This window comes from Bradyrhizobium sp. BWC-3-1, assembly GCF_032917965.1.
GTDB lineage: Bacteria > Pseudomonadota > Alphaproteobacteria > Rhizobiales > Xanthobacteraceae > Bradyrhizobium > Bradyrhizobium canariense_D.
In genome coordinates, this window is record NZ_CP136625.1 from 6,878,148 (window position 1) to 6,899,408 (window position 21,261).

The window sequence follows — 21,261 nt, forward strand, 5'->3', positions numbered from 1 at the left end:
TTCGTCATGCCCGGCCTCGTGCCGGGCATCCACGTTCTTCGCGTGGTCTAAGACGTGGATGGCCGGGACAAGCCCGGCCATGACGCGATTGGAGAGTTCAGTCGCATCCCACACTGGGGCGGTTTGCTCAGAAAAACGCCTGAATGCCCGTGATCGCGCGGCCCAGGATCAGGGCGTGGACGTCGTGGGTGCCCTCGTAGGTGTTGACGGTCTCGAGGTTATGGACGTGGCGCATCACGTGATACTCGATCGAGATGCCGTTGCCGCCGTGCATGTCGCGCGCGACGCGGGCGATGTCGAGCGCCTTGCCGCAATTGTTGCGCTTCATGATCGAGATCATCTCGGGAGCGAACTTGCCGTCGTCCATCAGGCGACCGACGCGCAGCGAGCCCTGAAGGCCCAGCGCGATCTCGGTCTGCATGTCCGCGAGCTTCTTCTGCACGAGCTGGGTCGCGGCGAGCGGCTTGCCGAACTGCTTGCGGTCGAGCGTATACTGGCGGGCGCGGTGCATGCAGTCCTCGGCCGCGCCGAGCACGCCCCAGGAAATGCCGTAGCGGGCGCGGTTGAGGCAGCCGAACGGGCCTTTCAGGCCGGAGACGTTGGGCAGCAGCGCGTCTTCCGGAACCACGACACCGTCCATCACGACCTCGCCGGTGATGGAGGCGCGAAGCGACAGCTTGCCGCCGATCTTCGGTGCCGACAGGCCCTTCATGCCCTTCTCCAGCACGAAGCCGCGGATCTGGTTGTCGTGCGCGGCCGACTTGGCCCAGACCACGAACACGTCGGCGATCGGCGCGTTCGAGATCCACATCTTGCTGCCGGTCAGGCGATAGCCGTCCGACACCTTCTCGGCGCGCGTTTTCATGCCGGCCGGATCGGAGCCGGCATCAGGCTCGGTCAGCCCGAAGCAGCCGACCCACTCGCCGCTGGCGAGCTTCGGCAGGTACTTCTTGCGCTGGTTCTCGTCGCCATAGGCGTAGATCGGATACATCACCAGCGAGGACTGCACCGAGTTCATCGAGCGGTAGCCGGAATCGACCCGCTCGATCTCGCGCGCGACCAGACCATAGGCGACATAGCCTGCATTGGCACAGCCATATTCCTCCGGCAACGTGATGCCGATCAGGCCGAGTTCGCCCATCTCGTTGAAGATCTCGCGATCCGTCTTCTCTTCGAGATAGGCCTTGGCGACGCGCGGCAGCAGCTTGTCCTGGGCGTAGGCGCGCGCGGTGTCGCGCACCATGCGCTCGTCTTCGGTGAGCTGCTCGTCGAGCAGGAACGGATCGTCCCACTGGAAAGAAGCCGAAGCCGGCTTGTCCTTGGCCTGAGGGCGCGCGGTCATGAAACGTCCTTTCGTCTGGTTCCGTCAAAATTTGCCCGACAAAGTAAAGCGCCGCGGCAACAAGTGCAATTGCGTTGCAGATGTACGGGTCTGCGTGATTCCCGGGGACCCGCGAGGCGCGCCTCGGGGGATGCGCTTCGCGCACCCCTGGATGACAGCGCTAGCTTTCGAGTAGCTCGTTGGCGACGATCTCGATGCCGAAGCCCGAAAGGCCCTTGTAGTCGTGCACCGAGGAGGTGAGATGCCGGATCGAGGTGACGCCGAGATCGCGCAGGATCTGTGCACCGACGCCGACTTCGCGCCACTGGCGGTTGCGGTCGGCCTCGGTCGCGCTCTCATCGGGCAGCGGCGCCACAGGGACACCGGCCGCACCGTCGCGCAGATAGACCAGAACGCCACAGCCCGATTTCTTGAAGTGCTCGAGCACCGCCGCCATGCGCTTGTGGCCGGTGAAGATGTCCTTGACGATGTTCGGCTTGTGAAAGCGTGTCAGGACGTTCTTGCCGTCGCCGACGCCGTTGTAGACGAAGGCGACATGGGCGATGGAATCGAACGGCGAGCGGTAGGCATAGCCCTGCAGCGGCCCGATCGGGCTCTCGGTGACGAAGGTCGAGACCCGCTCGATCAGTTTCTCGCGCACCTGGCGGTAGGCGATCATGTCGGCGATGGTGACGTGCTTGAGCTTGTGCTGGGCGGCGAAGCGGGCGACCTGCTCGCCCTTCATCACGCTGCCGTCGTCGTTCATCAACTCGCTGATGACGCCGACCGGCGGCAGGCCGGAGAGCTTGCACAGGTCGACCGCGGCCTCGGTATGGCCGGAGCGCAGCAGCACGCCGCCGTCCTTGGCGATCAGCGGGAAGATGTGACCGGGACGGGCGAAGTCGTTGGCGCCGGCATTGGGATTGGACAGCGCGCGGCAGCACGAGGCGCGCTCCTCGGCCGAGATGCCGGTGCCGCCGTCGGGCTTGTAGTCGATCGAGACCGTGAATGCGGTGGTGTGCGCTGAGTCGTTGTGGGCCACCATCGGATCGAGCCGCAGGCGGCGCGCATCTTCGCTGGTGATCGGGGCGCAAACGATGCCGGAGGTGTGGCGGATGATGAACGCCATCTTCTCGGCGGTGCAGAACGAGGCGGCGACGATCAGATCGCCCTCGCCCTCGCGGTCTTCGTCGTCGGTGACGACCACGAGCTCACCCCGGGCAAAGGCCTGCAAGACTTCCTGGACGTTATCCGGCATTTCCCAATCTCTATCGGTTATGGCCCGGAGGCTTAGCCGGACTTGAGCCGGGGCGCTAGTGTCCCCGGCGCAACCGCATATGCCGGACCGCAGCCCTGCCCGACGGGCGGCTCGCGTCGGGCCTAAGCCCGGTGAGAAGCCGGCCGGGAGCGGTCAGGGCAGCACTTCGCGCCGCTCGCCGAGCCGCTGATCGAGCTCGGCCCGCTTGTCGGCCAACAGGCCGGCCTGGGCGGCCTCGATCACCGTGAACAGCTCATGGGCGTCGCTGAGCCGGGTCACGGTGACATAGCTGGCGCCAGCCGCGTAGAGTTCGTCTACATCCGACAACAGATCGGCCGTGGCAATGATCATGGCGGTCGGGTTGAGGGTGCGGACGTGGCGGACCAGCTTCTCGTTGCTGGCACCCTTCAGAAGCGCATCCGGGACGCTGAGGATGATCATCTCGGATTTGCCGACGCCGGCATGGAGCAGCGTGTCGGCGCTGCTGATATCGCCATAGATCACGTGCAGGCCGCGCGACAGCAGCGTCTGGTACACATTGGGATTGAAGTCGATCACGGTGATCTGCTCGAGCAGCACCGGTGCCTGCCGCTCGATCTCGGCCAGCAGCGCGCTCGCCGCACGGAAAAAGCCGAGGATGACGATGCGGCGCGCCTCGCCATGGCCCTCGTGTCCTTCCTCGCCGTGGCCATTGCCGTGGTCGAGATCGCGCAGGCCGATCCGCTTCAGGGGACCGATCGCCCAGCGGGTGATCTCGTCGCTGCGGGTCATCACGAAGGTCGAGAGCACCGCCAGCACCACGAAGGCGAAGGAGGCCGCGTTCGCCGTCTGGGCTGCGATGTGGTGGTCGGCAACGCCGGTCTGGATCACCACCAGCGAGAACTCGGAGATCTGCGCGAGATTCAGGGCCGGCAACAGGCTGGCGCGCAGGCCCTGCTTCATCAGATAGAGCGGGACGAAGGTGGTCACGAGGCGGCTCACCACCGTGAACGCCGCGATCATCAGGGCAAGTCCGATCACGGAGAGGCCGGGCACGGGAATGGTCATGCCGAGCGCGACGAAGAACAGCGTGATGAAGAAATCGCGAAGCGTGGTGACCTTGGCCGTGACATCGAGCGCATAGGGAAAGGTCGAGAGCGAGACGCCGGCGATCAGGGCGCCCATCTCGCGCGACAGCGACAGCCGCTCGGCGGTCTCGGCGACCAGGAAGCACCAGGCGAGCGCGCCGAGCAGGATCAACTCGGGGCGGCGGGCGATCTGGTGAAACAGGCGCGGCAGCACGTAGCGGCTCACCAGCAGTGCCGCGGCGACCAGCACTGCGACCCGCCCGATCGAGAGCAGGATCACGCTGATTTCCAGATTGGCAAGGCTCGGCTGCACCGCCAGAAACAGGATGGCGAAGATGTCCTGGAGCACCAGCACGCCGAGGGTGATGCGGCCGGGCAGCGTGTCGAGCTCGCGCTTCTCGTAGAGCACCTTGACGATGATGACGGTGCTCGACAGCGCGCAGGCGACACAGAGGTAAACCGCATCGAACTGTCCGCCCCCGAGCGACAGGCCGATGCCGACGAAGAACAGCACCCCGAGCAGGCAGCCGCCGAGGAGCTGGCCGCCCGCCGCGAACAGGATGACCTTTCCGGCCCGCACGATCTTCTTCAGGTCGATCTCCAGGCCGATCATGAACAGCATGAAGATCAGGCCAAGCTCGGAGATGACGCTGATCGATTCCTGCGACTTGACCCAGCCGGCGCCAAATGGACCAATGCAGAAGCCGGCGATAAGATAGGCAAGGATCAGCGGTTGCCTGGAGAAGTGGGCAAGCAGGCCCAGCATCCAGGCAAACAGGATACAGAGAGTGATGTCGCGAATGAGCTCGTGCATGCCAGATTGGTCCGTTTTGCCGCACCCTAGTGATCGAGTGCGGTGCGGCAAGCAAGCAATTCGTCACATGCGGATGGGGCTCGCCACTGCACTGCTGCTATGCCCCCTCGCCTGCTCCGTGCCCGCAGCCGCTCAATCCAAGGTCAATATCGAACAAAACTTTGCAGATTCCCTCACCGCGCTGCCGAAAGAAGAACTCGCCGTCGCCGGCGGGTTCTACGTGCCCGCCTATTCCAGTGTCGCGATGAGCCAGGGCAAGCTGCGCGTCGACTTCTCGGTGACCTTGAGCGTGCACAACGCCTCCGAGACCCAGCCGCTGGTCGTCAAACGCATCGCCTATTTCGACACCGCAGGCAAGCAGGTCGAGAGCTATCTGAAGGCGCCCGTCGCGTTGAAGCCCCTCGCCACCGTCTCGATCTTCATTCCGACCGACGACGTACGCGGCGGGACCGGAGCCAATTTCCTGGTCGATTGGGCCGCAGCAAGCGAGATCGCCGAGCCTGCTGTCGAGGCCTTGATGGTTGGCGGCGTCGCCAATGCGCATTACGCTTTCATCAGCCAAGGCCGTCCGACCCGGACGGCCGGCAAGAACTAAGGCCGTCTGTCCGCCGGATGCGGGCAAAAGAAATAGGCATGGCCGACGCAACGCCGGCCGGCTCAAAAAGAAAACAACGAGGAACGCTCCCATGACGTCCAGCTTCGATTTTGCGCCCCTGTTTCCCGCAGGGCTGCCGGCCCCCTCTGCGCGCTGGACGGGCCTCGCCAAATACAGTTTTGTCGGCGGCAACAACGACTCCGAGCAGGTGCCGCTCGATGATCTGATCGAGGCGGCCAATCTGGCTCTGCAACGCGAAGGCCGCTCGCTCGCCACTTACGGGCTGGCACATGGTCCCCAGGGCTATCTGCCCTTGCGCGAATTCCTGGTGGCAAAACTCAAGCGCGATGCCGGCATCAACTGCACGGTCGACGATCTCCTGATCGTGTCCGGCTCGCTGCAGGCGCTCGACCTCGTCAACGCCACGCTGCTGACGCGCGGCGACACCGTGATCTTCGAGCAGGATAGCTATCAGGGCTCGCTGACCCGCCTGGCACGGCTCGGAGTCAACGTGATTGGCATTCCCCTCGACAACGACGGCATGCGCATGGACGTGCTGGCCACGACGCTGGCCGACCTCAAGGGCCGCGGCATCCGTCCGAAATACATCTACACCATTCCGACCGTGCAGAACCCGACCGGCAGCATCATGCCGGAGGGCCGCCGCACCGAGCTGTTGCGGCTGTCGGCAGACTACGGCGTGCCTGTTTTCGAGGACGATTGCTATGCCGATCTGGTCTGGTCGGGACAGCGGCCGCCGGCGATCCATGCGATGAGCCCGAACGGCGGCGTGATCCATATCGGCTCGTTCTCCAAGTCGATCGCGCCGGCGCTGCGCGTGGGCTTCATCGTCGCGCCCTGGGATCTGATGTCGCGGATGCTGGCGCTGAAGACGGACGCCGGCTCAGGCGCGCTGGAGCAGATGGTGCTCGCTGCCTATTGCAAGCCGCATTTTTCGACCCACGTGCCGGCACTGACGAAGGCGCTACGGACCAAGCTTGATACGCTGATGGAGGCCGTCAACGAGCAGTTCGGGACGGCCGCCGAGTTCGAGGAGCCCAAGGGCGGCATCTTCCTGTGGGTGAAGCTGCCCGATCAGGTGGATACGCTGAAGCTGTATCAGGCCGCGCTTGCCGCCGGCGTATCGATCAATCCCGGGCCGGAATGGTCGACTGACAAAAACCACTCCAGATCGCGACTGCGGCTGTGCTTTGCGAGCCCCTCGCATCAGCAGATCCGCGAGGGCGTCGCCGTGCTGGCCGAGGTCTGCCGCAGGGAGTTCGGCGTCCCGGCCCGCAGCGCCAATGTGGAGAAGCGAGCCTGAGCCTTCAGACGATCTGGGGCTGGCTGCCGTGGATCGCGGAGGCCAGCCGCAGCAGCAGCACGATCGAGACGTTGCCTTTGCCGGCCTCGATCTGGGCGATGTAGCGCTCGGATATCCCGGAGCGGCGGGCGAGCTCCCGCCGCGACAGGACGCAGCGCATGCGCGAGGACTTCAAGCGGTCGCCCAGCTCGGCCAGAAACGCGCTCTCGGAATAAGGCGGCACGGCGCAGCTCCCCGGCAGCACCTCGCCTGCGAAATCCCTGACTTGATTCAGCATCGGTTTATCCAATTTCCCTTCGGGAGCGCCATCCTACCGGGGAAACGGGCTGCCTCATTGACGCGGATCAAATTCGCGCGCGAATGGCGGTCAGCGTGGACGATGGCGCGCGGGATGCTACACTTCGGAATTCTTTGCAGGTGGGGCCTTTCAGGACATGAGACGTTGTTTGTGCCGCTCTATCGCGGCAGCAGTGCTGTGAGTTGCGTTCACGCCCGCGGCCGGTGCCGAGTCGCTTGCGGCGACCGTCGAGCAATGGGGCCTGCTCGGCTCATGGGCGGTCGATTGCGCCGGCCGGCCCGACCGCGAGAAGGGCGCGCTCTTGACTTACGAGATCCGGAAGGACGGAAGGGTGATGTACCGGCGCAATTTCGGCGAGGCCAAGGACGAAAACGAAGTGGTATCGGCGATGGTCAGCGCCGACGGCCTGCTCAATGTGATGGTGTACTTCCCCTTGCTGCAGCAGACCCGCGAGTTCGGCCTCCTACTCTCGAAGCAAGGCAGCTTGCGCGCAATCTACAATCGCAGTGAGCGCGGCGAATACACGATCAGGGACGGCAAATACGTCGCCACCGGCGCGCCAACACCTGCACAACAGCGCTGCGATTAACTCACCTGAACAGGCGTTCAGAATTCTCCTGCGATTCCTCCGGAACGTTCCCGCGAATGCGCCGTTTAGATTTGCATTCCATTGGAGGAGGACATCATGAAGAAGATTGGTTATGTGCTTGCCGCTGTCGGCGCGCTCGCGGTTGCAATGCCGACGCTCGCCAGCGCGGAGACGGTAGTGATCAAGCGCGGTGGTCATCATCACGGCATGTATGGCGCCCGCGCCGAATACGGCATGCATCGCGATCACGGCTGGCATCGCGGCTGGCGCCATCGCGACCGCGTCGTCGTGATCAAGCGTGGTCACCGTCATCATTGGGACTAATGCGCAACGCAATATGGAAATGGCCCTTCACGGGGCCATTTTCTTTGCGTGCCTTCTTCCTTCTCCCCTTGTGGGAGAAGGTGGCGCGAAGCGCCGGATGAGGGGTATCCCTCGGCGAATTCAAACTGACAAATGTGCGCGCGGAGAGAGACCCCTCACCCGTCTCGCCGCTGCGCGGCGAGCCACCCTCTCCCACAAGGGGAGAGGGTCCGGCGGTGCGGCCCAGCGTCGACTCTCAGTCCCATGCCGGCGCGAAGCCGGGATTGACGCAGCGCCTGTCCTTCGGCAGCGCGGCGATCTTGTTGCGGTCGGCATCGTCGAGCGTGATCTTCAGCGCGTCGAGATTGGCCTGCTGGCTCTCTCGGCGCGAGGCTTTCGGGATCGCGGCGACACCGTCCTGGTCCAGCAGCCGTTTTAGCGCGACCTGCGCCGCAGTTGCATTATGCTTGGCGCCGATCTCGGCCAGCACCGCATCTGACGCGATGCGTCCCTGCGCCAGCGGGCAATAGGCGACCAGCGGGATCGACTTGGCGTTGAGATAGGCCAGCACCTTCGATTGATCGAGCATGGCGTGGTATTCGATCTGATTGCATGCGATCGGCGCTTTGATGTCCTCGACCGCGATCTTCAGCAGCGCCGTGGTGAAATTGGCGACGCCGATCGCCCGCGTCCGCCCCTCCTGCTTCAGCGTCATCAAGGTCTCGAACACAGCACCCCAGTTCGCCGCCTTGGACGGCCAGTGCACGAGATAGAGGTCGACATGATCGAGCCCGAGCTTGGTCAGGCTGGCGTCGAAAGAGCGACGGATGGCGTCGGGGCTGAGGTTCTCGTGCCAGACTTTCGTCGTGACGTGCAGCTCGCCCCGCGGCAGCCGGGCCGCGGCGAGCGCCGCGCCGATCGGTTCTTCGTTGCCGTACATCTCGGCGGTATCGATATGGCGATAGCCGATCGACAGTGCGCTCTCGACCGCCGCGCGGCAGGTATCGCCCTGCATGCGGAAGGTCCCGAGGCCGAGCTTGGGCATGCTGATGCCCTGTGTCTTGAGATTATCCATGAACAAGTTCCTGACATCGTTCGGCCCGCCGGAGGCCAGCAGCGATGCTGCGTGAGCAGACTCTTCGGGGATGGAAAAGAGGTGGCGGGAGCGGACAGCATAGTGCGGCAGACGCACGGCGGCCAATCAAGATCGGGTTAGGTGCTTCCTCACCGTCCCCCGGCTTACGGTTTCTTGACCGCGGGCCTACGGTTTTGCAACGTGCCGGATGACGGCTCGGAGCTGACCTAGTGCTTCCAGTTGCAGATGCCGCCGCTGCGGCACGGCCAGGTCTGGATGCGGGTGTCCATCGCCTGCGCGTCGAGCGGATTGCCGTGGCGATGCGCGAGCTTGGTGCGTGCCGCGCCGCGTGGCTGCGCGGGCTTGACGTGCGCGACCTTCGGCTCCGACACGCGCACGCGTTCGGCGGCGACCTTCTTCGGCACGTCGACCGGCTCGGCGCGCGCCTGCGCCTCGTTGCCACCGCGCGCCTCCAGCGCGACAGGCGCGAACCGGGTTTCGGGCCCGAGCCGCTTGGGCGACAACACCGCCTTCGAAAGATCGAGGCCGAGATAGTCGTCGGGCTTGTAGTCGTCAGCGCGCGCGACGCCGCCCCATGCGAGCACGAGGGCAACGGCCATTGCAAAAGGAGCGCTCTTCAGAATCACGGACGCCTCCTGAAATTGATTGTTAAGAGGTAATTTACCTCTATTTAGGAGGCGTCGCGCGCAATTCCAGCGGTCAGCTGCCGCCGTGGTTAAGAAGTTTGGCGGTGTCAGGCGACCTTTCGCGGTGCACCCGTCTCTTCAAGAAACCCCATTAGACGAGTACGGATGATGGTTTCCGCCTCAGCCATGATCCTGTCGACGAGTTCCTTGCAGGTGGGGATGTCGTGGATGAGGCCTGCGACCATTCCGCAGCTCCAGGCGCCGGCGTCCATCTGCCCGTCCAGCATGATCCTGGGATAGACGCCCGCGACCTGGTCGTGGATGTCGTCGATCTTCAGCTTGTCGCCCTTCTCGCGTTCAATCTCGAGCAGGCGGTCGACATTGGCGTTCTTCAGCACGCGCTCGGTGTTGCGCAGGCTCCGCATGATGAGGCGGGTGTCGAGCTCGGTCGCGGCGACCAGTGCATTCTTGACGTTCTGATGCACCGGCGCTTCCTTGGTGGCGATGAAGCGCGTGCCCATGTTCATGCCGGCCGCACCCAGCGACAGCGCCGCGACGAGGCTGCGGCCGTCGGCCATGCCGCCGGATGCGACGAACGGAATCTTCAATTCCTCCGCCGCGCGCGGCAGCAGAATCATGTTGGGAATGTCGTCCTCGCCGGGATGGCCGCCGCACTCAAAGCCGTCGACGCTGACCGCGTCGCATCCGATGCGCTCGGCCTTCAAGGAGTGGCGCACCGAGGTGCATTTGTGGATGACCTTGATCCCGGCAGCTTTCAGCGCCGGCATGTAGGCTTCCGGGCTGCGGCCGGCGGTCTCCACGGACTTGATGCCGCCTTCGACGATGGCGGCGATGTATTCCGGATAAGGCGGCGCGGCGAAGGTCGGCAGGAAAGTGAGGTTCACGCCGAACGGCTTGTCGGTCATATCGCGGCAGCGTGCGATCTCTTTTGCCAGCAGCTCCGGCGTCTTCTGCGTGAGACCGGTGATGATGCCGAGTCCGCCGGCATTGGAGACGGCAGCCGCCAGCTCGGCAAAGCTGACGAAATGCATGCCGCCCTGGATGATGGGGTGCTCGATGCCGAACAGTTCGGTGATCGCGGTCTTCACTTAAATTACCTCCCGGGCTTTTGCTTGACGTTCGCGCCAGTCTAGCCGGACTTTTGCGCCGCGGTCATCCTTTCTCTCTCGCCATTTCTCTCAGAACGGCCGTAGGCTCAATGCCCCCGCGCGGGAGCGCCCAGCTTGATCGGGCGCAGCGCCGCGGCGGTCGGGATCATCAGCACCGCGATGATCGCGAGCGTCCAGAACACGTCGATATAAGCGAGCAAATCGACCTGCTGCTGCAAGGTGCGCCCAACCCAGGCGACCGCCTGCGAGGCTGCATCACTCGCGTTCGAGCCCTGAGCCTGGAAGAAGCGGGTCATCATCTCGATGGTCTGCTGATAGCCGAGGTCCGATGGCGCGGCGTGCTCGATCAGGCGGCTCTGGTGGAATTGCTGGCGCTGCGCCAGAATTGTCTGCGCCAGCGCGACGCCCATGGAGCCGCCGATATTGCGGGCGACGTTGATCAGCGCCGACGCCTGGTTGGTCTTGTCGGGCGGCACACCGTCATAGGACGCGGTCGTGACCGGCAGGAACAGGAAAGGAAGACCGAGCGCGAGGAAGATCCGCGACATCGCGGCATAGCCGTAGGTGATATCGCCGGTAAGGCCCGTGAGATGCCACATCGAGAAGGCGACGATGGCGGCACCGAACATGATGAGATATTTCGGCTGCACGCTGCTGACGAGGCGGCCGACCACTGGCATCAGCACCAGGGTCGCGACGCCGCCGGGCGACAAAGCGAGACCGGCCAGCATGGCGGTGTAGTTCAAATCGCTCTGGAGCAGTTGCGGCAAAAGCTGTGTCGTCGAGATCAGCACCGCGCCGGTCGCAAGCATGACCAGGAAGCAGGCGGCGAACTGGCGACGGCCCAGCAGGCGGAGATCGACGATGGGATCCTCCCGCGTCAGCTCCCACGGGATCAGCGCAAGCAGTGACATGGCCGAAAGTACCGCGAAGAACACGATCATGTTCGAGCCGAACCAGTCGTTGCGCTGGCCCTCGTCCAGCACGTATTCGAGCGAGCCGAGCCCGATCGCGACCAGCAGGAAGCCGACATAGTCGACGCGCAGGCCCTTGCTCAGCAGCTTCTCCCTCTCCTCCTCCGCGCCCGAGGGCTCCTTGACCAGCGTGCCGACCAGGAACAGCGACAGCAATCCCATGGGGACGTTGATCAGGAACACCCAGTGCCAGGTGTAGGTGTCGGTGATCCAGCCGCCGAGCGTCGGACCGATCACGGGTGCGACCACGACGGCGACGCCGTAGATCGCGAAGGCCTGGCCGCGTTTGTGCGGCGGAAAGGAGTCGGCAAGAATCGCCTGCTCGCTGGTCGCCATGCCGCCGCCGCCAAGGCCCTGAAGGATGCGGAACAGCACCAGCGCCTGCAAATTCCAGGCGAAGCCGCACAAAAGCGAGGAGACCGTGAAGATCGCAACGCACATCATGTAGAAGCGCTTGCGGCCGATCACGGTCGACAGCCAGCCCGAGATCGACAGCACGATGGCGTTGGCGACGAGATAGCTGGTGATGACGTAGGTGCTCTCGTCGATGCCGACGGCAAGCCCACCGGCGATGTGGCGCAAGGCAACGTTGGCAATGGTGGTGTCGAGCACCTCCATGAAGGTCGCGATCGAGACGACGAACGCGATGAGATAGGGATTATGACCGCCCGCCGCCGAGCGCTCCGGCGACCAGCCGCCCGCGGATGCACTGCCCTGCGCCGTGTCGGTCATCGCACCCTGGTCCAGGGCACGACCGACATGCCGGGACCAACGGGCAGATCGGCCGGCCAGCTGTCGACCACGATCTTCACCGGCACGCGCTGCACCACCTTGACGTAATTTCCGGTGGCGTTCTCCGCCGGCAACAGGCTGAACGCGGTGCCGGAGCCCGGCTGCACGGAGTCGACATGGCCGGTGAGCTTGCGCGCGGGATAGGCATCGATGCGGATCTCGACCGGCTGACCCGGCCGCATGTCGTTGAGCTGCGTCTCCTTGTAGTTGGCGACGATCCAGACCTCGTCAGGCACGAACATCATCAGGCTCTGTCCGGCTGTCACGAAAGTGCCCTTGGCGCCGCTGAGCTTGACGACGCGGCCGGACTGCGCCGCAACCACGCTGGTATATTGGAGGTTCAGCTTGGCCTGATCGAGCTGCGCCTGCGACTGGTGGAGCTGCGCCCGGGCGCCCTCGAGCTGCGCCTGCAGCGTCTTGATGCCGACCTGCGCGGCCGTCACAGCGGTCTTCGCGCGTTCCGTGTTGGCCTGCTGCGCCTGAAGATCGGAGCGGGTCTGCTGCTGGCGCTGCACGGTGCCGGCGCCCTTCTCGACCAGATCCTGGGCGCGCGCGAATTCCTCCTGCGAGAACTGAAGCTGGGCCTGGGCCTGTTCGAGCTGCGCCTCCGCCTGCTTGATCTGCTCCTGCTGGGAGACGATCTGCGCCTCGACATTGGCGATGTTCGCCCTGGCGACCGCGACCTGCGCATTGGCCTGATCGATGGCGATGCGATAGTCGCGCTCGTCGATCTTGGCGAGAAGGTCCCCGGCTTTGACATGCTGGTTGTCCGTCACGGGTATGTCGGTCACGTAGCCGCCAACCTTGGAGGCCACGGAAAAGCTGCGCGCGGCGACGAAGGCATCGTCGGTGGATTCATAGTGGCGCACCTGGAGCCAATAGAGCACTCCGCCGATAAGGGCCGCGAGCAAGACGATGGTGCCAACGCTTGCCAGCAACCAATGCTCGCGAATCCGCTCTCGCAGCGACGGCGCCTTGGCCGGCTTCGAGTCCGTGGCGTCACGGGCCTGATCAGGAGATATCTTCGGAGCTTCCTTCGCCCTCTGCGGCTGCTCCGCGGACGGTCCACGCTCCCGTGTTTGAGCATCCACGGTGAACACCTTTCTCGGGGATCAAACTGGCGGCAGAGCCGCCAAGGCCGGCACACGCGCCGCGAGCCCAACTGCAACTCCTGATCATGGTTCCGCTTGTTGCGAGCACCATCGCGTTCGTGAACGCCTGCCCAAAAAGCGAGCGCGGCACACTGGGTGCCGCGCCCGCCTCGATATCTCATGGGAAGCGCACCCGGTCTCAGTGCGTTTTCGTCGCGTGCCATTTCTCGAGATCGGGTTTCACCTCGTCCGATCCCTGCTCCTTTTCCGGAGTGCCCTTCCAGGGCTTGTCCGTCTGCTTGTGCGAACCCCAGTCGCTCTGCTGCCGGGGATCGTCGTTAGGCCGTTCCTTGCTCATCGAGCTTCCTTTCGGTGGAAACGCTTACGCGAAGGGGACACCGTAATAGGAGTTGATCCCGCGAACCGCGGCGTCATCACCCCAGTTCCAATCACTCCGTTCGCCGTATTTGGGCGCGCCTTCCAGTTCCTTGGTGGTGATGCCGGTGACGTAACCGCCGAGCTCCGTGTCGTATTTCAGCGACTGCCACGGCAGCGGATAGTGGTCGTTGCCGAGGCCCAGAAATCCGCCGAAGCCGAGCACGGCGTAGGACACCTTGCCGCTGATCTTGTCGATCATCACGCGTTCGATCGAGCCGATTTTGTTGCGATCGGCACCGTAGACCGATGTTCCCTCGACCTTGTCGCTGCCGATCAACCGACCCATCTCGTTTTGGTCCAGTTCACCCTGATTCAACATCTCAATTCTCCGCTCAGCCAGTTGTGGAGACAACCCGAAGAGGTGCGCGATCGTTCCGGCATGTTCCGTCAGACTTGAGGAACATCGCCGGAAACGGGTGGTTCTCTCAACTTCAAATCCCGGAAACCAAATACCGGAAAACGAAGGGCCGCCCTTGATGTCCCAGACCGTCTCCGACTTCATCGTTCAACGTCTGCATCAATGGGGCGTGCGCCACCTCTTTGGCTATCCTGGCGATGGCATCAACGGCGTGTTCGGAGCCCTTCAGCGTGCTGAGGGCAAGATCGGCTTTGTTCAGACCCGGCATGAGGAGATGGCCGCTTTCATGGCGAGCGCCTATGCGAAGTTCTCTGGCCAACTCGGGGTCTGTATCGCAACTTCGGGCCCCGGCGCCTCGCATCTGATCACCGGGCTCTACGATGCCCTGCTGGATCACCAGCCCGTGCTCGCGATCGTCGGCCAGCAGGCACGCAATGCGCTGGGCGGGCAATATCAGCAGGAACTCGATCTCGTCTCGATGTTCAAGGATGTGGCTGGCGCCTACGTCATGCAGGCCTCCTCGCCGGCGCAGATCCGGCATCTGATCGATCGATCGATCCGGATCGCGCTGGCCCGGCGGACGCCAACGGTGATCATCCTGCCCAACGATATCCAGGAGGAGCCCTACGAGGACCCGCCGCGCGCTCACGGCACTCTGCACTCCGGCATTGGCTATAGCGCTCCAAGCATCAAGCCTCGTGACGCTGACCTCGACCGTGCCGCCGAGGTGCTCAATGCCGGCAAGAAGGTCGCGATGCTCATCGGCGCCGGCGCGCTCCACGCCACCGAGGAGGTGATCGCGGTCGCCGGCCGCTTGTCCGCCGGCTGCGCCAAGGCGCTGCTCGGCAAGGCGGCGCTCCCCGACGATCTGCCGTGGGTCACCGGCTCGATCGGCCTGCTCGGCACCGAACCGAGCTACAACATGATGATGGAATGCGACACACTGCTGATGGTCGGCTCCGCCTTTCCCTATGCCGAATTCCTGCCGAAGGAAGGCGCGGCGCGCGGCGTGCAGATCGACATCGACGCCAGCATGATGTCGATCCGCTTTCCCATGGAGGTCGGCCTCGTCGGCGATGCCGCCGAGACGCTGCGCGCCCTGCTGCCGCGACTGAAACCCAAGAGCGATGGCGCCTGGCGCCAGGGTATCCAGGACGACGTCGCGAAATGGTGGAAGACGCTCGATGATCGGGCACATCAGCCCGCAGCACCGGTCAATCCGCAGCTCGTCGCCTGGGAGCTGTCTCCGCGCCTGCCCGACCGCGCCATCGTCACCAGCGATTCCGGCTCCTGCGCCAACTGGTTCGCGCGCGACCTGAAGATGCGCCGCGGCATGACGGCCTCGCTCTCAGGCGGGCTCGCCTCGATGGGTGCCGCGGTGCCCTATGCGCTCGCCGCGAAATACGCCCATTCCGACCGCCCGGTGATCGCACTCGTCGGCGACGGCGCGATGCAGATGAACAACATGGCCGAGCTGATCACCGCCGCCAAGTATTGGCGCGACTGGAAGGATCCGCGCTTCATCGTCTGCGTCTTCAACAACGAAGACCTCAACCAGGTGACCTGGGAGCAGCGCGTCATCAACGGCGATCCGAAATTCGAGGCGTCGCAGCGCATACCAAACGTGTCCTATTCGCGCTTTGCCGAACTGATCGGCCTCTCCGGCATCTATGTCGACAGCCCGCGGCTGCTGGGCTCGGCCTGGGAGCAGGCGCTGGCGAGCGAGATGCCGGTGGTGCTGGAGGTGAAGACCGATCCCGAAGTGCCGCCGCTGCCGCCGCACATCACCTTGCAGCAGGCCAAGAACTTCTCGCTTGCGCTGCTGAAGGGCGATCCCAACGAGAGCGGAGTGATCAAGGGGGCGGCGCGGCAGGTGCTGGAAAAGATCCTACCTGGAAACGAATGAGGTGAAGCATGAGCGATTTCCGCGATATCCAGCACGGCGTCAACGATCCCGTGGATGGCCTCGACGTGAAGCGGCAGATCAACGACAACCGGACGCCGCATGAACGGGCACAACGCCATGCAGACGTGCGTGCCGAGGCCACTGCCACGCCGAGCGAGCCGTTTCTGCCCGAACGGCTTCGGCGCAAGCCTACCGATCCAATCAACCCGCGGAGCGGGCGGAGACCGACGGATTAGCCGTTAGGAACTCCGGCCGCTGCAGTGTGTTGGTGGGCGCAACGTCGCGCGGCGAGAGGCTGCGCGCCCATTCGGAGGGATCGGACCATGAAACGAATGATTATCGCAGCTGCTTGCGTGCTGCTCGCAGGCCCCGCACTCGCCCAGTCGCTCGGCGAGAAAACCGGCGTCAACTCGGCGCTCGGCGTCGCGCCCACCACCGCCGACTTCGTCAAGGAAGTCGCCATCAGCGATATGTTCGAGATCGAGTCGAGCAAGCTCGCCGAGCAGAAAGGCAACGCGCAGGAGAAGACCTTTGCGCAACAGATGGTGACCGACCACACCAAGACCAGCAGCGAACTTAAGGGCCTTGTCAGCGGCGGCAAGGTGCAGGCAACCCTGCCGACAGCACTCGACAGCTCGCATCAGAGCAAACTCGACAAGCTCAAGAGCGCGAATGGCAAGGACTTCAGTTCGGATTACAATTCGTACCAGGTCAGCGCCCATGAGGACGCGGTCTCGCTGTTCGAGCGTTACGCCAAGGGCGGCGACAATTCCGACCTGAAGGATTGGGCCGGCAAGACGCTGCCGGCGCTCAAGCACCATCTCGACATGGCCAAGGAGCTCGGCAAGGCGCCGAGCGTCGGTCAGACCAAGTAAACATCTTACGAGGACGCCGGCCCTACCGGCGTCCTCTCGTTTTGCAACGATGCCTGTCTCCGCGCAGTGAGATCGAAGATCGCGGAGATCGTCATGACACATCACGACAAGACTTCAGTATCCCGCCGGCACGTCGTCCAAGCGGCGAGCGCAACCCTCGCTGCTGCTTCGCTGGCCTCTTCGACAGCGGAGGCATGACGCCGCTCGGCCGTTCCGGCCAGCCCGCCGAACTGGCCTCGATTTATGTGCAGCGTGCCGCGGCCGACGCGAGCAATGCGACCGGCTAGGTGTATGGGTCCGCTGGTGGATCGGGACAGCCGTAGTCGGCGCGGCAGACTTATGCCACGAGGCAGAGCCCAGGAACCTTCTTTGTCTCCGGGCTTTACAAAACTGTCATGAAGGACATCACGCTTGCAGACCGATGGCATTAGTAGAGGTTAAACCTAGCCGGATCGACACCGCGATCGCGGATACGATCGCTGATCACACCAATTCAGGCATCGAGCACACGGCGCAGACATTGACCTGGGCTGCCGACGAGCACGTGCTGCTCGCGCTGGCCGCGGCAGGGTGGCTCTACACTCATATTTGGCAGCCCCAACAGCGCCCCGTTGCAAATCACGTTGTGGCCGTGTCGCTGGCGACTGCCGTCCTCCCGCATGTCCTGAAATCCATATTCGATCAGACCAGGCCAGACCGGCTGACCATACGCGGACACCGACATGGAGTACCCATCTCAGGACAGGCGCGCGACGCCTTCCCGTCCGGTCACGCGGTCCATATGGGCGCACTTGCCTCGGCGGCGGGCCTGCTGCCGAAAACGCCGCGTCGGTTGGTGCGTGCGATTGCGGTCGCACTTTCGCTGACACGGATTGCGGTACTCGCGCATTGGGCAAGCGACGTCGTCGCAGGCTTTGCGCTGGGCGCGGCTGTAGAGAGACTCTTGCGGCCATGGACACTGACGCAATCGTTGCGCAAGCAGCTCACTTGGCGGAAACGGCCATGACCGAATATGTCGTGCGCTTCATCGCCGGTGGCATCATCGTCTCCGCTTTTGCGATCTTGGGCGATATGCTCACACCCAAAAGCTTTGCGGGGTTGCTCGGCGCAGCACCGTCAGTTGCACTGGCGACGCTCGGCATCGCCGTCGTCCAGCACGGCCCGCAATATGCCGCGGCAGAAAGCTGGACGATGATCTATGGCGCGGTCGCGCTCGGCTGCTACAGCGTCGTCGTCTGCCATCTGCTGATCAGATACTGTGTGTCCGCGCTGCCGGCGACCGTCCTTGCTGGTATCGTGTGGCTTGCGGTCGCCTTCGGCCTGCTCGCCGGCTTTGGAGGTGCGGCCTGATGCCGGTCAAGCTGTCGCTCTCCGCGCTGAAGCAGACGCGCTGGTACGAATACGGCATTCGTTTCCTGCTCGGTGGCCTGGCGACCGTGCTCACGGGGGTTCTGGGAGCGCGCTTCGGTGTTTCCGTCGGCGGACTTTTCCTTGCGCTTCCCGCCATCTTCTGCGCGAGCGCAACGCTGGTCGAAAGCCATGAACGCCGCACCAAGGAGAAGGCCGGCCTCAGCGGCACGCGCCGCGGACAAGAGGCCGCCGGGCTCGACGCGGCTGGTGCCGCCTGGGGAAGCATCGGTCTCCTGGCATTCGCCGCCGTCTTTCATGTTACCGTGGCCGCAAGCGTTCCGGGCGCTTTCGCCGCCGCGTTGATAGCTTGGGCCGTGGTTTCGGTGTTGGCCTGGGGGCTCAGGCGCAAGCTGCGCATCGTCTCCCGCAAACCGCCCCGGTCAGCCCATTCGCCATCAGCAAAGGGTTCTCCCCTTACGAAGCGTTAGCCCGCTTTGGCATGCATTGACGGCTGCAATCTCGGCGGTTGAAGGCCCGGGCTGTTGGCCCAGCGCTCGACCTGCTCGATGACCTTCTGGTGGCTGGGGCGCACCGGCCTGGGTGCTTCGCTCTCTTCGACATGTGTGCGAGGCAATCTGACTTCGTTCGTCATGACGTCTCTCCCATTTGCCGGGAGTATACACCTGTCAAAGGATCCTTGCATCACATAAGTTATTGATTTCATTATATTTTCTGGCTAACTTGGCGTCATAGCCGCATCTTGTGGAACCGCGGCCGAATGAGTTCGTTGAGTAAACTACTCAACTTGCTCATTTTGGGTGATTGATCATGAACGACCTTCGCGCCGAGCGGCTCCAGGTCATGCTGTCACCGGAAGAACTGGCCGCGGTGGACGACTTCCGGTTCAAACATCGCATGCCGACGCGAGCCGCGGCCGTGCGCGAGCTCCTGAAGCTCGGACTGGCCACCGCCGCAGTCGATGCAGGGGCGAATGTCAAATCGAGCAGGTTCGGAGTTTTCGGGCGCGGCCCGGACGGCCATACGCAACCGCATCCCGAGCGCGGCTCCGAGGATTAGTCCAGCCTGATGCTCAAGCAAACGGCCCCGGCACGGGGTGCCAGGGCCGTCCTTGGAGATTACTTCCGGATCACCGGGGGCATGACAACCGGAAGCAATCCCTCGACTCTTCGCGTGCGAATTCGTTCCTGAAGGAATTAGCCGCTCGGCGCGTCGCCGGAATCATCGGGCGCCATGCCGGAACCGGGCGTCTTGCTGTTGTCGTTCAGCTTGGGATCGCGCGTGGCCTCACGAGAGGGCGAGCCCTTTGGCTCCGACTTGTGCACGGTCTGCGCACGCTGCTTGTCCCGCGGCTGCTGTTCACCGCGCTGATCTCTGATGATGCCTTGGTCGGAATGGGCCATGATAGCTCTCGCCTCTTTGCTGTCTCGAAGCGCTTACGCGCCGGAGCGTCGAAGGTTCCGACCCGCGAGATCAGACTGCTAACTGTGCGCTGAGTGCACCGGGGTCGATGCATTTTCGTGATGCACCTGCCGCACTGTCGTCACGGTGGCGAACGCGACCGACACGCCAAAGGCGAGGATGAGCGAAAGAAGAGCCAGACGTGGAGCCATTGCAAAAACCTCCTGAAATAGGAAATCAACGCGATCGACTGTTACGAATGATCCTGCTTGTTGTCCGTGCGCAGTCTCACACGCAGATCCACGAACACGACAGAATTACGCATCCTGCTTTTGAGGCCTGCGCGTTGGAACGGGCGGCACCTCGCCGTCGAGCCAATCCTGCTCGTCGGCAAGTGCCGTCCACGCATTCGCCATGCGCAGAAAACGATTGTGTGCCGGCTGTGCTTCGGCCCTCTCGGCGAGCTGGAGGCAGTTGTCGGCGTTATCCCTGAAGATCTCGGACTGTTTCATCAACATGAATTGGGGACGGAACCGACGCGTCGCAACCGCCCTTACCGGATCGTAACATCTGCGGAACTTTCGACCGCCGTCCGCCATTGGACGTCCATGCGGATTCTTCTCGCGATGGTTTTGGCGTTCATCAGCACTGCACCGCTTGCCGACAGCACCGGAGAGCGACGGCCGACCGGCCGCACGCCGACCGCAACCGAGACCATCAGCGACCTCTACACTTTCAGCCGCTTTCAGCAGGGCTTGCTGGAGAGCACCGACCTGAAGGGCAATGCCGAGGTCAAGAACCTCGCCGCCCTGCGCGCCGAAGAAGCAGCCCGGCGCGACAAGGCCCTGAAACAGATTCAGGAGACGATCGGCACCGAACCGCGCGTCGCCAAGACGACCTCGGCGAGCGCGAGCCTGGTCGAGCCCGAAACTTCGGACGGACCGACTTTCGTCAGAAGCTTCTATGCCGCGCAGATTCCCGAGTATGAATCGGTGATCGACCTGCTCGAGCGCTATCTGAAGGCGCCCGACAATGCCGCGCTTGCAACATTCGCGCGCGAGCAGCTCCCACTGTTGCGCTCACAGGTCAAAGACGCCGAGCGCACCATGGCAGACAAGTAGCCGTTTATTTATTGTTCGGATGACTTTGCTGGCTCTCCGGCCGCACGGTGCGGTCGCTCTCCGGCATCCTGTCCCGGCCGGCATCCCCATTGTCATCCTTCCCGCCCGAAGTCGAGGTGCCGCTACCGCTGGGATTGGACCGGGTCGACGCACCCGTAGTTGGTGTGTCCGCGCGTGGGGTGGCGGAGCTTGCGGCGGGGTCGCCGGTCACCGCACCACGGCCGCTGGGCGCGCCGCCTTGTGCGAACGCCGATCCAGCCAACAACATCACGGTGCCGATCACGGCAAATCCTGCTTTCATGTGCGCTCTCCCTGTATTCGAGGCTAACAGCAGGACCAGCGGTCCGTTCCGGAAGCGATGACCGAGGCCCGAAACGGGCCCCAAAGGTGTCTTCCCTCGGCAGAAATCAGGAACCCAATGGAACCATTCCGAGGTATCGCTATTATGTTAATCGGGCTGAGCAAAGCAGGTTCCACGTCCTGGCGCCGTAACGTTGGCGCTTGATTTCGAATTTG

The 21,261-nt window shown here is 63.7% G+C and carries 27 protein-coding genes and 1 pseudogene; 13 read left to right on the top strand and 15 right to left on the bottom strand.

Going from position 1 to position 21,261, the window contains the following annotated elements:
* Positions 1 to 127: 127 nt before the first annotated feature.
* From RX329_RS33150 to RX329_RS33160, 3 genes are all read right to left on the bottom strand, one after another.
* Positions 128 to 1,342 (bottom strand): acyl-CoA dehydrogenase, encoded by a 1,215-nt coding sequence (locus RX329_RS33150; protein ID WP_317244863.1) that lies wholly within the window; start codon positions 1,340 to 1,342, stop codon positions 128 to 130.
* Positions 1,343 to 1,502: 160 nt separating this feature from the next.
* On the bottom strand, positions 1,503 to 2,579 hold the full coding sequence (ribB, locus tag RX329_RS33155) for a 3,4-dihydroxy-2-butanone-4-phosphate synthase (RefSeq protein WP_317244864.1): 1,077 nt from the start codon (positions 2,577 to 2,579) through the stop codon (positions 1,503 to 1,505).
* A gap of 153 nt (positions 2,580 to 2,732) precedes the next feature.
* Positions 2,733 to 4,460 (bottom strand): cation:proton antiporter, encoded by a 1,728-nt coding sequence (locus RX329_RS33160; protein WP_085352555.1) that lies wholly within the window; start codon positions 4,458 to 4,460, stop codon positions 2,733 to 2,735.
* Positions 4,461 to 4,527: 67 nt separating this feature from the next.
* Here RX329_RS33160 and RX329_RS33165 point away from each other — a divergent pair, with 67 nt between their 5' ends.
* Positions 4,528 to 5,055 (top strand): DUF3124 domain-containing protein, encoded by a 528-nt coding sequence (locus RX329_RS33165; RefSeq protein WP_204513887.1) that lies wholly within the window; start codon positions 4,528 to 4,530, stop codon positions 5,053 to 5,055.
* A gap of 91 nt (positions 5,056 to 5,146) precedes the next feature.
* A complete protein-coding gene (locus RX329_RS33170) occupies positions 5,147 to 6,379 on the top strand; it encodes a PLP-dependent aminotransferase family protein (protein WP_317244865.1) in 1,233 nt (410 codons plus the stop codon).
* Between the two features lie 4 nt (positions 6,380 to 6,383).
* Here the strand turns inward: RX329_RS33170 and RX329_RS33175 are convergent, their stop codons facing one another.
* Entirely contained in the window at positions 6,384 to 6,656 is a 273-nt protein-coding gene (locus RX329_RS33175) for a helix-turn-helix domain-containing protein (protein WP_018456224.1), read from the bottom strand.
* A gap of 355 nt (positions 6,657 to 7,011) precedes the next feature.
* Here RX329_RS33175 and RX329_RS33180 point away from each other — a divergent pair, with 355 nt between their 5' ends.
* Positions 7,012 to 7,266 (top strand): hypothetical protein, encoded by a 255-nt coding sequence (locus RX329_RS33180; RefSeq protein ID WP_317244866.1) that lies wholly within the window; start codon positions 7,012 to 7,014, stop codon positions 7,264 to 7,266.
* A gap of 96 nt (positions 7,267 to 7,362) precedes the next feature.
* On the top strand, positions 7,363 to 7,590 hold the full coding sequence (locus RX329_RS33185) for a hypothetical protein (RefSeq protein WP_026233110.1): 228 nt from the start codon (positions 7,363 to 7,365) through the stop codon (positions 7,588 to 7,590).
* A 235-nt stretch (positions 7,591 to 7,825) separates the two neighbouring features.
* On the opposite strand, the gene RX329_RS33190 is transcribed toward RX329_RS33185, so the two are convergent.
* The 7 genes from RX329_RS33190 to RX329_RS33220 all read right to left on the bottom strand — a co-directional run bounded on the left by RX329_RS33190 (position 7,826) and on the right by RX329_RS33220 (position 14,035).
* The gene (locus tag RX329_RS33190; protein WP_085352693.1) at positions 7,826 to 8,644 is read right to left on the bottom strand and encodes an aldo/keto reductase; all 819 of its coding nucleotides are present in this window, start codon (positions 8,642 to 8,644) and stop codon (positions 7,826 to 7,828) included.
* A 227-nt stretch (positions 8,645 to 8,871) separates the two neighbouring features.
* Entirely contained in the window at positions 8,872 to 9,291 is a 420-nt protein-coding gene (locus tag RX329_RS33195) for a hypothetical protein (protein ID WP_026233109.1), read from the bottom strand.
* Positions 9,292 to 9,398: 107 nt separating this feature from the next.
* Positions 9,399 to 10,400, bottom strand: a complete 1,002-nt coding sequence (locus RX329_RS33200; RefSeq protein WP_317244867.1) for a nitronate monooxygenase family protein — start codon at positions 10,398 to 10,400, stop codon at positions 9,399 to 9,401.
* Between the two features lie 107 nt (positions 10,401 to 10,507).
* Positions 10,508 to 12,127 (bottom strand): DHA2 family efflux MFS transporter permease subunit, encoded by a 1,620-nt coding sequence (locus tag RX329_RS33205; protein WP_317244868.1) that lies wholly within the window; start codon positions 12,125 to 12,127, stop codon positions 10,508 to 10,510.
* Entirely contained in the window at positions 12,124 to 13,278 is a 1,155-nt protein-coding gene (locus RX329_RS33210; RefSeq protein ID WP_317244869.1) for an HlyD family secretion protein, read from the bottom strand. The genes RX329_RS33205 and RX329_RS33210 overlap by 4 nt, the downstream gene beginning before the upstream one ends.
* Positions 13,279 to 13,477: 199 nt before the next feature.
* Entirely contained in the window at positions 13,478 to 13,636 is a 159-nt protein-coding gene (locus tag RX329_RS33215) for a hypothetical protein (protein WP_007594751.1), read from the bottom strand.
* Between the two features lie 24 nt (positions 13,637 to 13,660).
* Positions 13,661 to 14,035: a PRC-barrel domain-containing protein gene (locus RX329_RS33220; protein WP_007594753.1), complete on the bottom strand. Its 375-nt coding sequence runs from the start codon at positions 14,033 to 14,035 to the stop codon at positions 13,661 to 13,663.
* 157 nt (positions 14,036 to 14,192) lie between these two features.
* Here RX329_RS33220 and RX329_RS33225 point away from each other — a divergent pair, with 157 nt between their 5' ends.
* The 7 genes and pseudogenes from RX329_RS33225 (at position 14,193) to RX329_RS33255 (ending at position 18,693) form a co-directional block, all read left to right on the top strand.
* Positions 14,193 to 15,980: a thiamine pyrophosphate-requiring protein gene (locus RX329_RS33225; protein WP_317244870.1), complete on the top strand. Its 1,788-nt coding sequence runs from the start codon at positions 14,193 to 14,195 to the stop codon at positions 15,978 to 15,980.
* Between the two features lie 8 nt (positions 15,981 to 15,988).
* Positions 15,989 to 16,216, top strand: coding sequence for a hypothetical protein (locus RX329_RS33230; protein ID WP_018456212.1), 228 nt, complete (start codon positions 15,989 to 15,991; stop codon positions 16,214 to 16,216).
* A gap of 87 nt (positions 16,217 to 16,303) precedes the next feature.
* On the top strand, positions 16,304 to 16,855 hold the full coding sequence (locus RX329_RS33235) for a DUF4142 domain-containing protein (RefSeq protein WP_317244871.1): 552 nt from the start codon (positions 16,304 to 16,306) through the stop codon (positions 16,853 to 16,855).
* A gap of 188 nt (positions 16,856 to 17,043) precedes the next feature.
* Positions 17,044 to 17,142, top strand: a pseudogene (locus RX329_RS33240) (NAD(P)-dependent oxidoreductase); the annotation flags it as partial.
* A 134-nt stretch (positions 17,143 to 17,276) separates the two neighbouring features.
* Positions 17,277 to 17,861, top strand: a complete 585-nt coding sequence (locus RX329_RS33245) for a phosphatase PAP2 family protein (protein WP_247298602.1) — start codon at positions 17,277 to 17,279, stop codon at positions 17,859 to 17,861.
* Positions 17,858 to 18,205, top strand: coding sequence for a DUF3147 family protein (locus RX329_RS33250; protein WP_317244872.1), 348 nt, complete (start codon positions 17,858 to 17,860; stop codon positions 18,203 to 18,205). Before RX329_RS33245 ends, RX329_RS33250 begins: the two co-directional genes overlap by 4 nt.
* Complete coding sequence (locus RX329_RS33255; protein ID WP_247369254.1) at positions 18,205 to 18,693, top strand: DUF3147 family protein; 489 nt, start codon at positions 18,205 to 18,207, stop codon at positions 18,691 to 18,693. Before RX329_RS33250 ends, RX329_RS33255 begins: the two co-directional genes overlap by 1 nt.
* Here the strand turns inward: RX329_RS33255 and RX329_RS33260 are convergent.
* Complete coding sequence (locus tag RX329_RS33260; RefSeq protein WP_162847273.1) at positions 18,690 to 18,857, bottom strand: hypothetical protein; 168 nt, start codon at positions 18,855 to 18,857, stop codon at positions 18,690 to 18,692. The genes RX329_RS33255 and RX329_RS33260 overlap by 4 nt on opposite strands.
* 176 nt (positions 18,858 to 19,033) lie before the next feature.
* Here RX329_RS33260 and RX329_RS33265 point away from each other — a divergent pair, with 176 nt between their 5' ends.
* The gene (locus RX329_RS33265) at positions 19,034 to 19,282 is read left to right on the top strand and encodes a hypothetical protein (protein ID WP_018456205.1); all 249 of its coding nucleotides are present in this window, start codon (positions 19,034 to 19,036) and stop codon (positions 19,280 to 19,282) included.
* A gap of 137 nt (positions 19,283 to 19,419) precedes the next feature.
* On the opposite strand, the gene RX329_RS33270 is transcribed toward RX329_RS33265, so the two are convergent.
* The gene (locus RX329_RS33270; protein ID WP_007594775.1) at positions 19,420 to 19,626 is read right to left on the bottom strand and encodes a hypothetical protein; all 207 of its coding nucleotides are present in this window, start codon (positions 19,624 to 19,626) and stop codon (positions 19,420 to 19,422) included.
* Between the two features lie 315 nt (positions 19,627 to 19,941).
* Positions 19,942 to 20,136: a hypothetical protein gene (locus RX329_RS33275; protein ID WP_026233106.1), complete on the bottom strand. Its 195-nt coding sequence runs from the start codon at positions 20,134 to 20,136 to the stop codon at positions 19,942 to 19,944.
* Between the two features lie 96 nt (positions 20,137 to 20,232).
* Here RX329_RS33275 and RX329_RS33280 point away from each other — a divergent pair, with 96 nt between their 5' ends.
* Positions 20,233 to 20,745: a DUF4142 domain-containing protein gene (locus tag RX329_RS33280; RefSeq protein ID WP_085352567.1), complete on the top strand. Its 513-nt coding sequence runs from the start codon at positions 20,233 to 20,235 to the stop codon at positions 20,743 to 20,745.
* Positions 20,746 to 20,749: 4 nt separating this feature from the next.
* Here the strand turns inward: RX329_RS33280 and RX329_RS33285 are convergent, their stop codons facing one another.
* Positions 20,750 to 21,046: a hypothetical protein gene (locus RX329_RS33285; RefSeq protein ID WP_085352568.1), complete on the bottom strand. Its 297-nt coding sequence runs from the start codon at positions 21,044 to 21,046 to the stop codon at positions 20,750 to 20,752.
* Positions 21,047 to 21,261 lie beyond the last annotated feature (215 nt).

Bases quoted from the DNA above. Each gene is read 5' to 3' on its own strand.
- RX329_RS33165 (WP_204513887.1), top strand. From the start codon at position 4,528: ATGCGGATGGGGCTCGCCACTGCACTGCTGCTATGCCCCCTCGCCTGC.
- RX329_RS33250 (WP_317244872.1), top strand. From the start codon at position 17,858: ATGACCGAATATGTCGTGCGCTTCATCGCCGGTGGCATCATCGTCTCC.
- RX329_RS33235 (WP_317244871.1), top strand. From the start codon at position 16,304: ATGAAACGAATGATTATCGCAGCTGCTTGCGTGCTGCTCGCAGGCCCC.
- RX329_RS33230 (WP_018456212.1), top strand. From the start codon at position 15,989: ATGAGCGATTTCCGCGATATCCAGCACGGCGTCAACGATCCCGTGGAT.
- RX329_RS33280 (WP_085352567.1), top strand. From the start codon at position 20,233: ATGCGGATTCTTCTCGCGATGGTTTTGGCGTTCATCAGCACTGCACCG.
- RX329_RS33225 (WP_317244870.1), top strand. From the start codon at position 14,193: ATGTCCCAGACCGTCTCCGACTTCATCGTTCAACGTCTGCATCAATGG.
- RX329_RS33150 (WP_317244863.1), bottom strand. From the start codon at position 1,342: ATGACCGCGCGCCCTCAGGCCAAGGACAAGCCGGCTTCGGCTTCTTTC.
- RX329_RS33275 (WP_026233106.1), bottom strand. From the start codon at position 20,136: ATGAAACAGTCCGAGATCTTCAGGGATAACGCCGACAACTGCCTCCAG.
- RX329_RS33175 (WP_018456224.1), bottom strand. From the start codon at position 6,656: ATGCTGAATCAAGTCAGGGATTTCGCAGGCGAGGTGCTGCCGGGGAGC.
- RX329_RS33180 (WP_317244866.1), top strand. From the start codon at position 7,012: ATGTACCGGCGCAATTTCGGCGAGGCCAAGGACGAAAACGAAGTGGTA.
- RX329_RS33160 (WP_085352555.1), bottom strand. From the start codon at position 4,460: ATGCACGAGCTCATTCGCGACATCACTCTCTGTATCCTGTTTGCCTGG.
- RX329_RS33205 (WP_317244868.1), bottom strand. From the start codon at position 12,127: ATGACCGACACGGCGCAGGGCAGTGCATCCGCGGGCGGCTGGTCGCCG.
- RX329_RS33170 (WP_317244865.1), top strand. From the start codon at position 5,147: ATGACGTCCAGCTTCGATTTTGCGCCCCTGTTTCCCGCAGGGCTGCCG.
- RX329_RS33255 (WP_247369254.1), top strand. From the start codon at position 18,205: ATGCCGGTCAAGCTGTCGCTCTCCGCGCTGAAGCAGACGCGCTGGTAC.
- RX329_RS33215 (WP_007594751.1), bottom strand. From the start codon at position 13,636: ATGAGCAAGGAACGGCCTAACGACGATCCCCGGCAGCAGAGCGACTGG.
- ribB (WP_317244864.1), bottom strand. From the start codon at position 2,579: ATGCCGGATAACGTCCAGGAAGTCTTGCAGGCCTTTGCCCGGGGTGAG.
- RX329_RS33270 (WP_007594775.1), bottom strand. From the start codon at position 19,626: ATGGCCCATTCCGACCAAGGCATCATCAGAGATCAGCGCGGTGAACAG.
- RX329_RS33220 (WP_007594753.1), bottom strand. From the start codon at position 14,035: ATGTTGAATCAGGGTGAACTGGACCAAAACGAGATGGGTCGGTTGATC.
- RX329_RS33245 (WP_247298602.1), top strand. From the start codon at position 17,277: ATGGCATTAGTAGAGGTTAAACCTAGCCGGATCGACACCGCGATCGCG.
- RX329_RS33285 (WP_085352568.1), bottom strand. From the start codon at position 21,046: ATGAAAGCAGGATTTGCCGTGATCGGCACCGTGATGTTGTTGGCTGGA.
- RX329_RS33190 (WP_085352693.1), bottom strand. From the start codon at position 8,644: ATGGATAATCTCAAGACACAGGGCATCAGCATGCCCAAGCTCGGCCTC.
- RX329_RS33260 (WP_162847273.1), bottom strand. From the start codon at position 18,857: ATGACGAACGAAGTCAGATTGCCTCGCACACATGTCGAAGAGAGCGAA.
- RX329_RS33265 (WP_018456205.1), top strand. From the start codon at position 19,034: ATGAACGACCTTCGCGCCGAGCGGCTCCAGGTCATGCTGTCACCGGAA.
- RX329_RS33185 (WP_026233110.1), top strand. From the start codon at position 7,363: ATGAAGAAGATTGGTTATGTGCTTGCCGCTGTCGGCGCGCTCGCGGTT.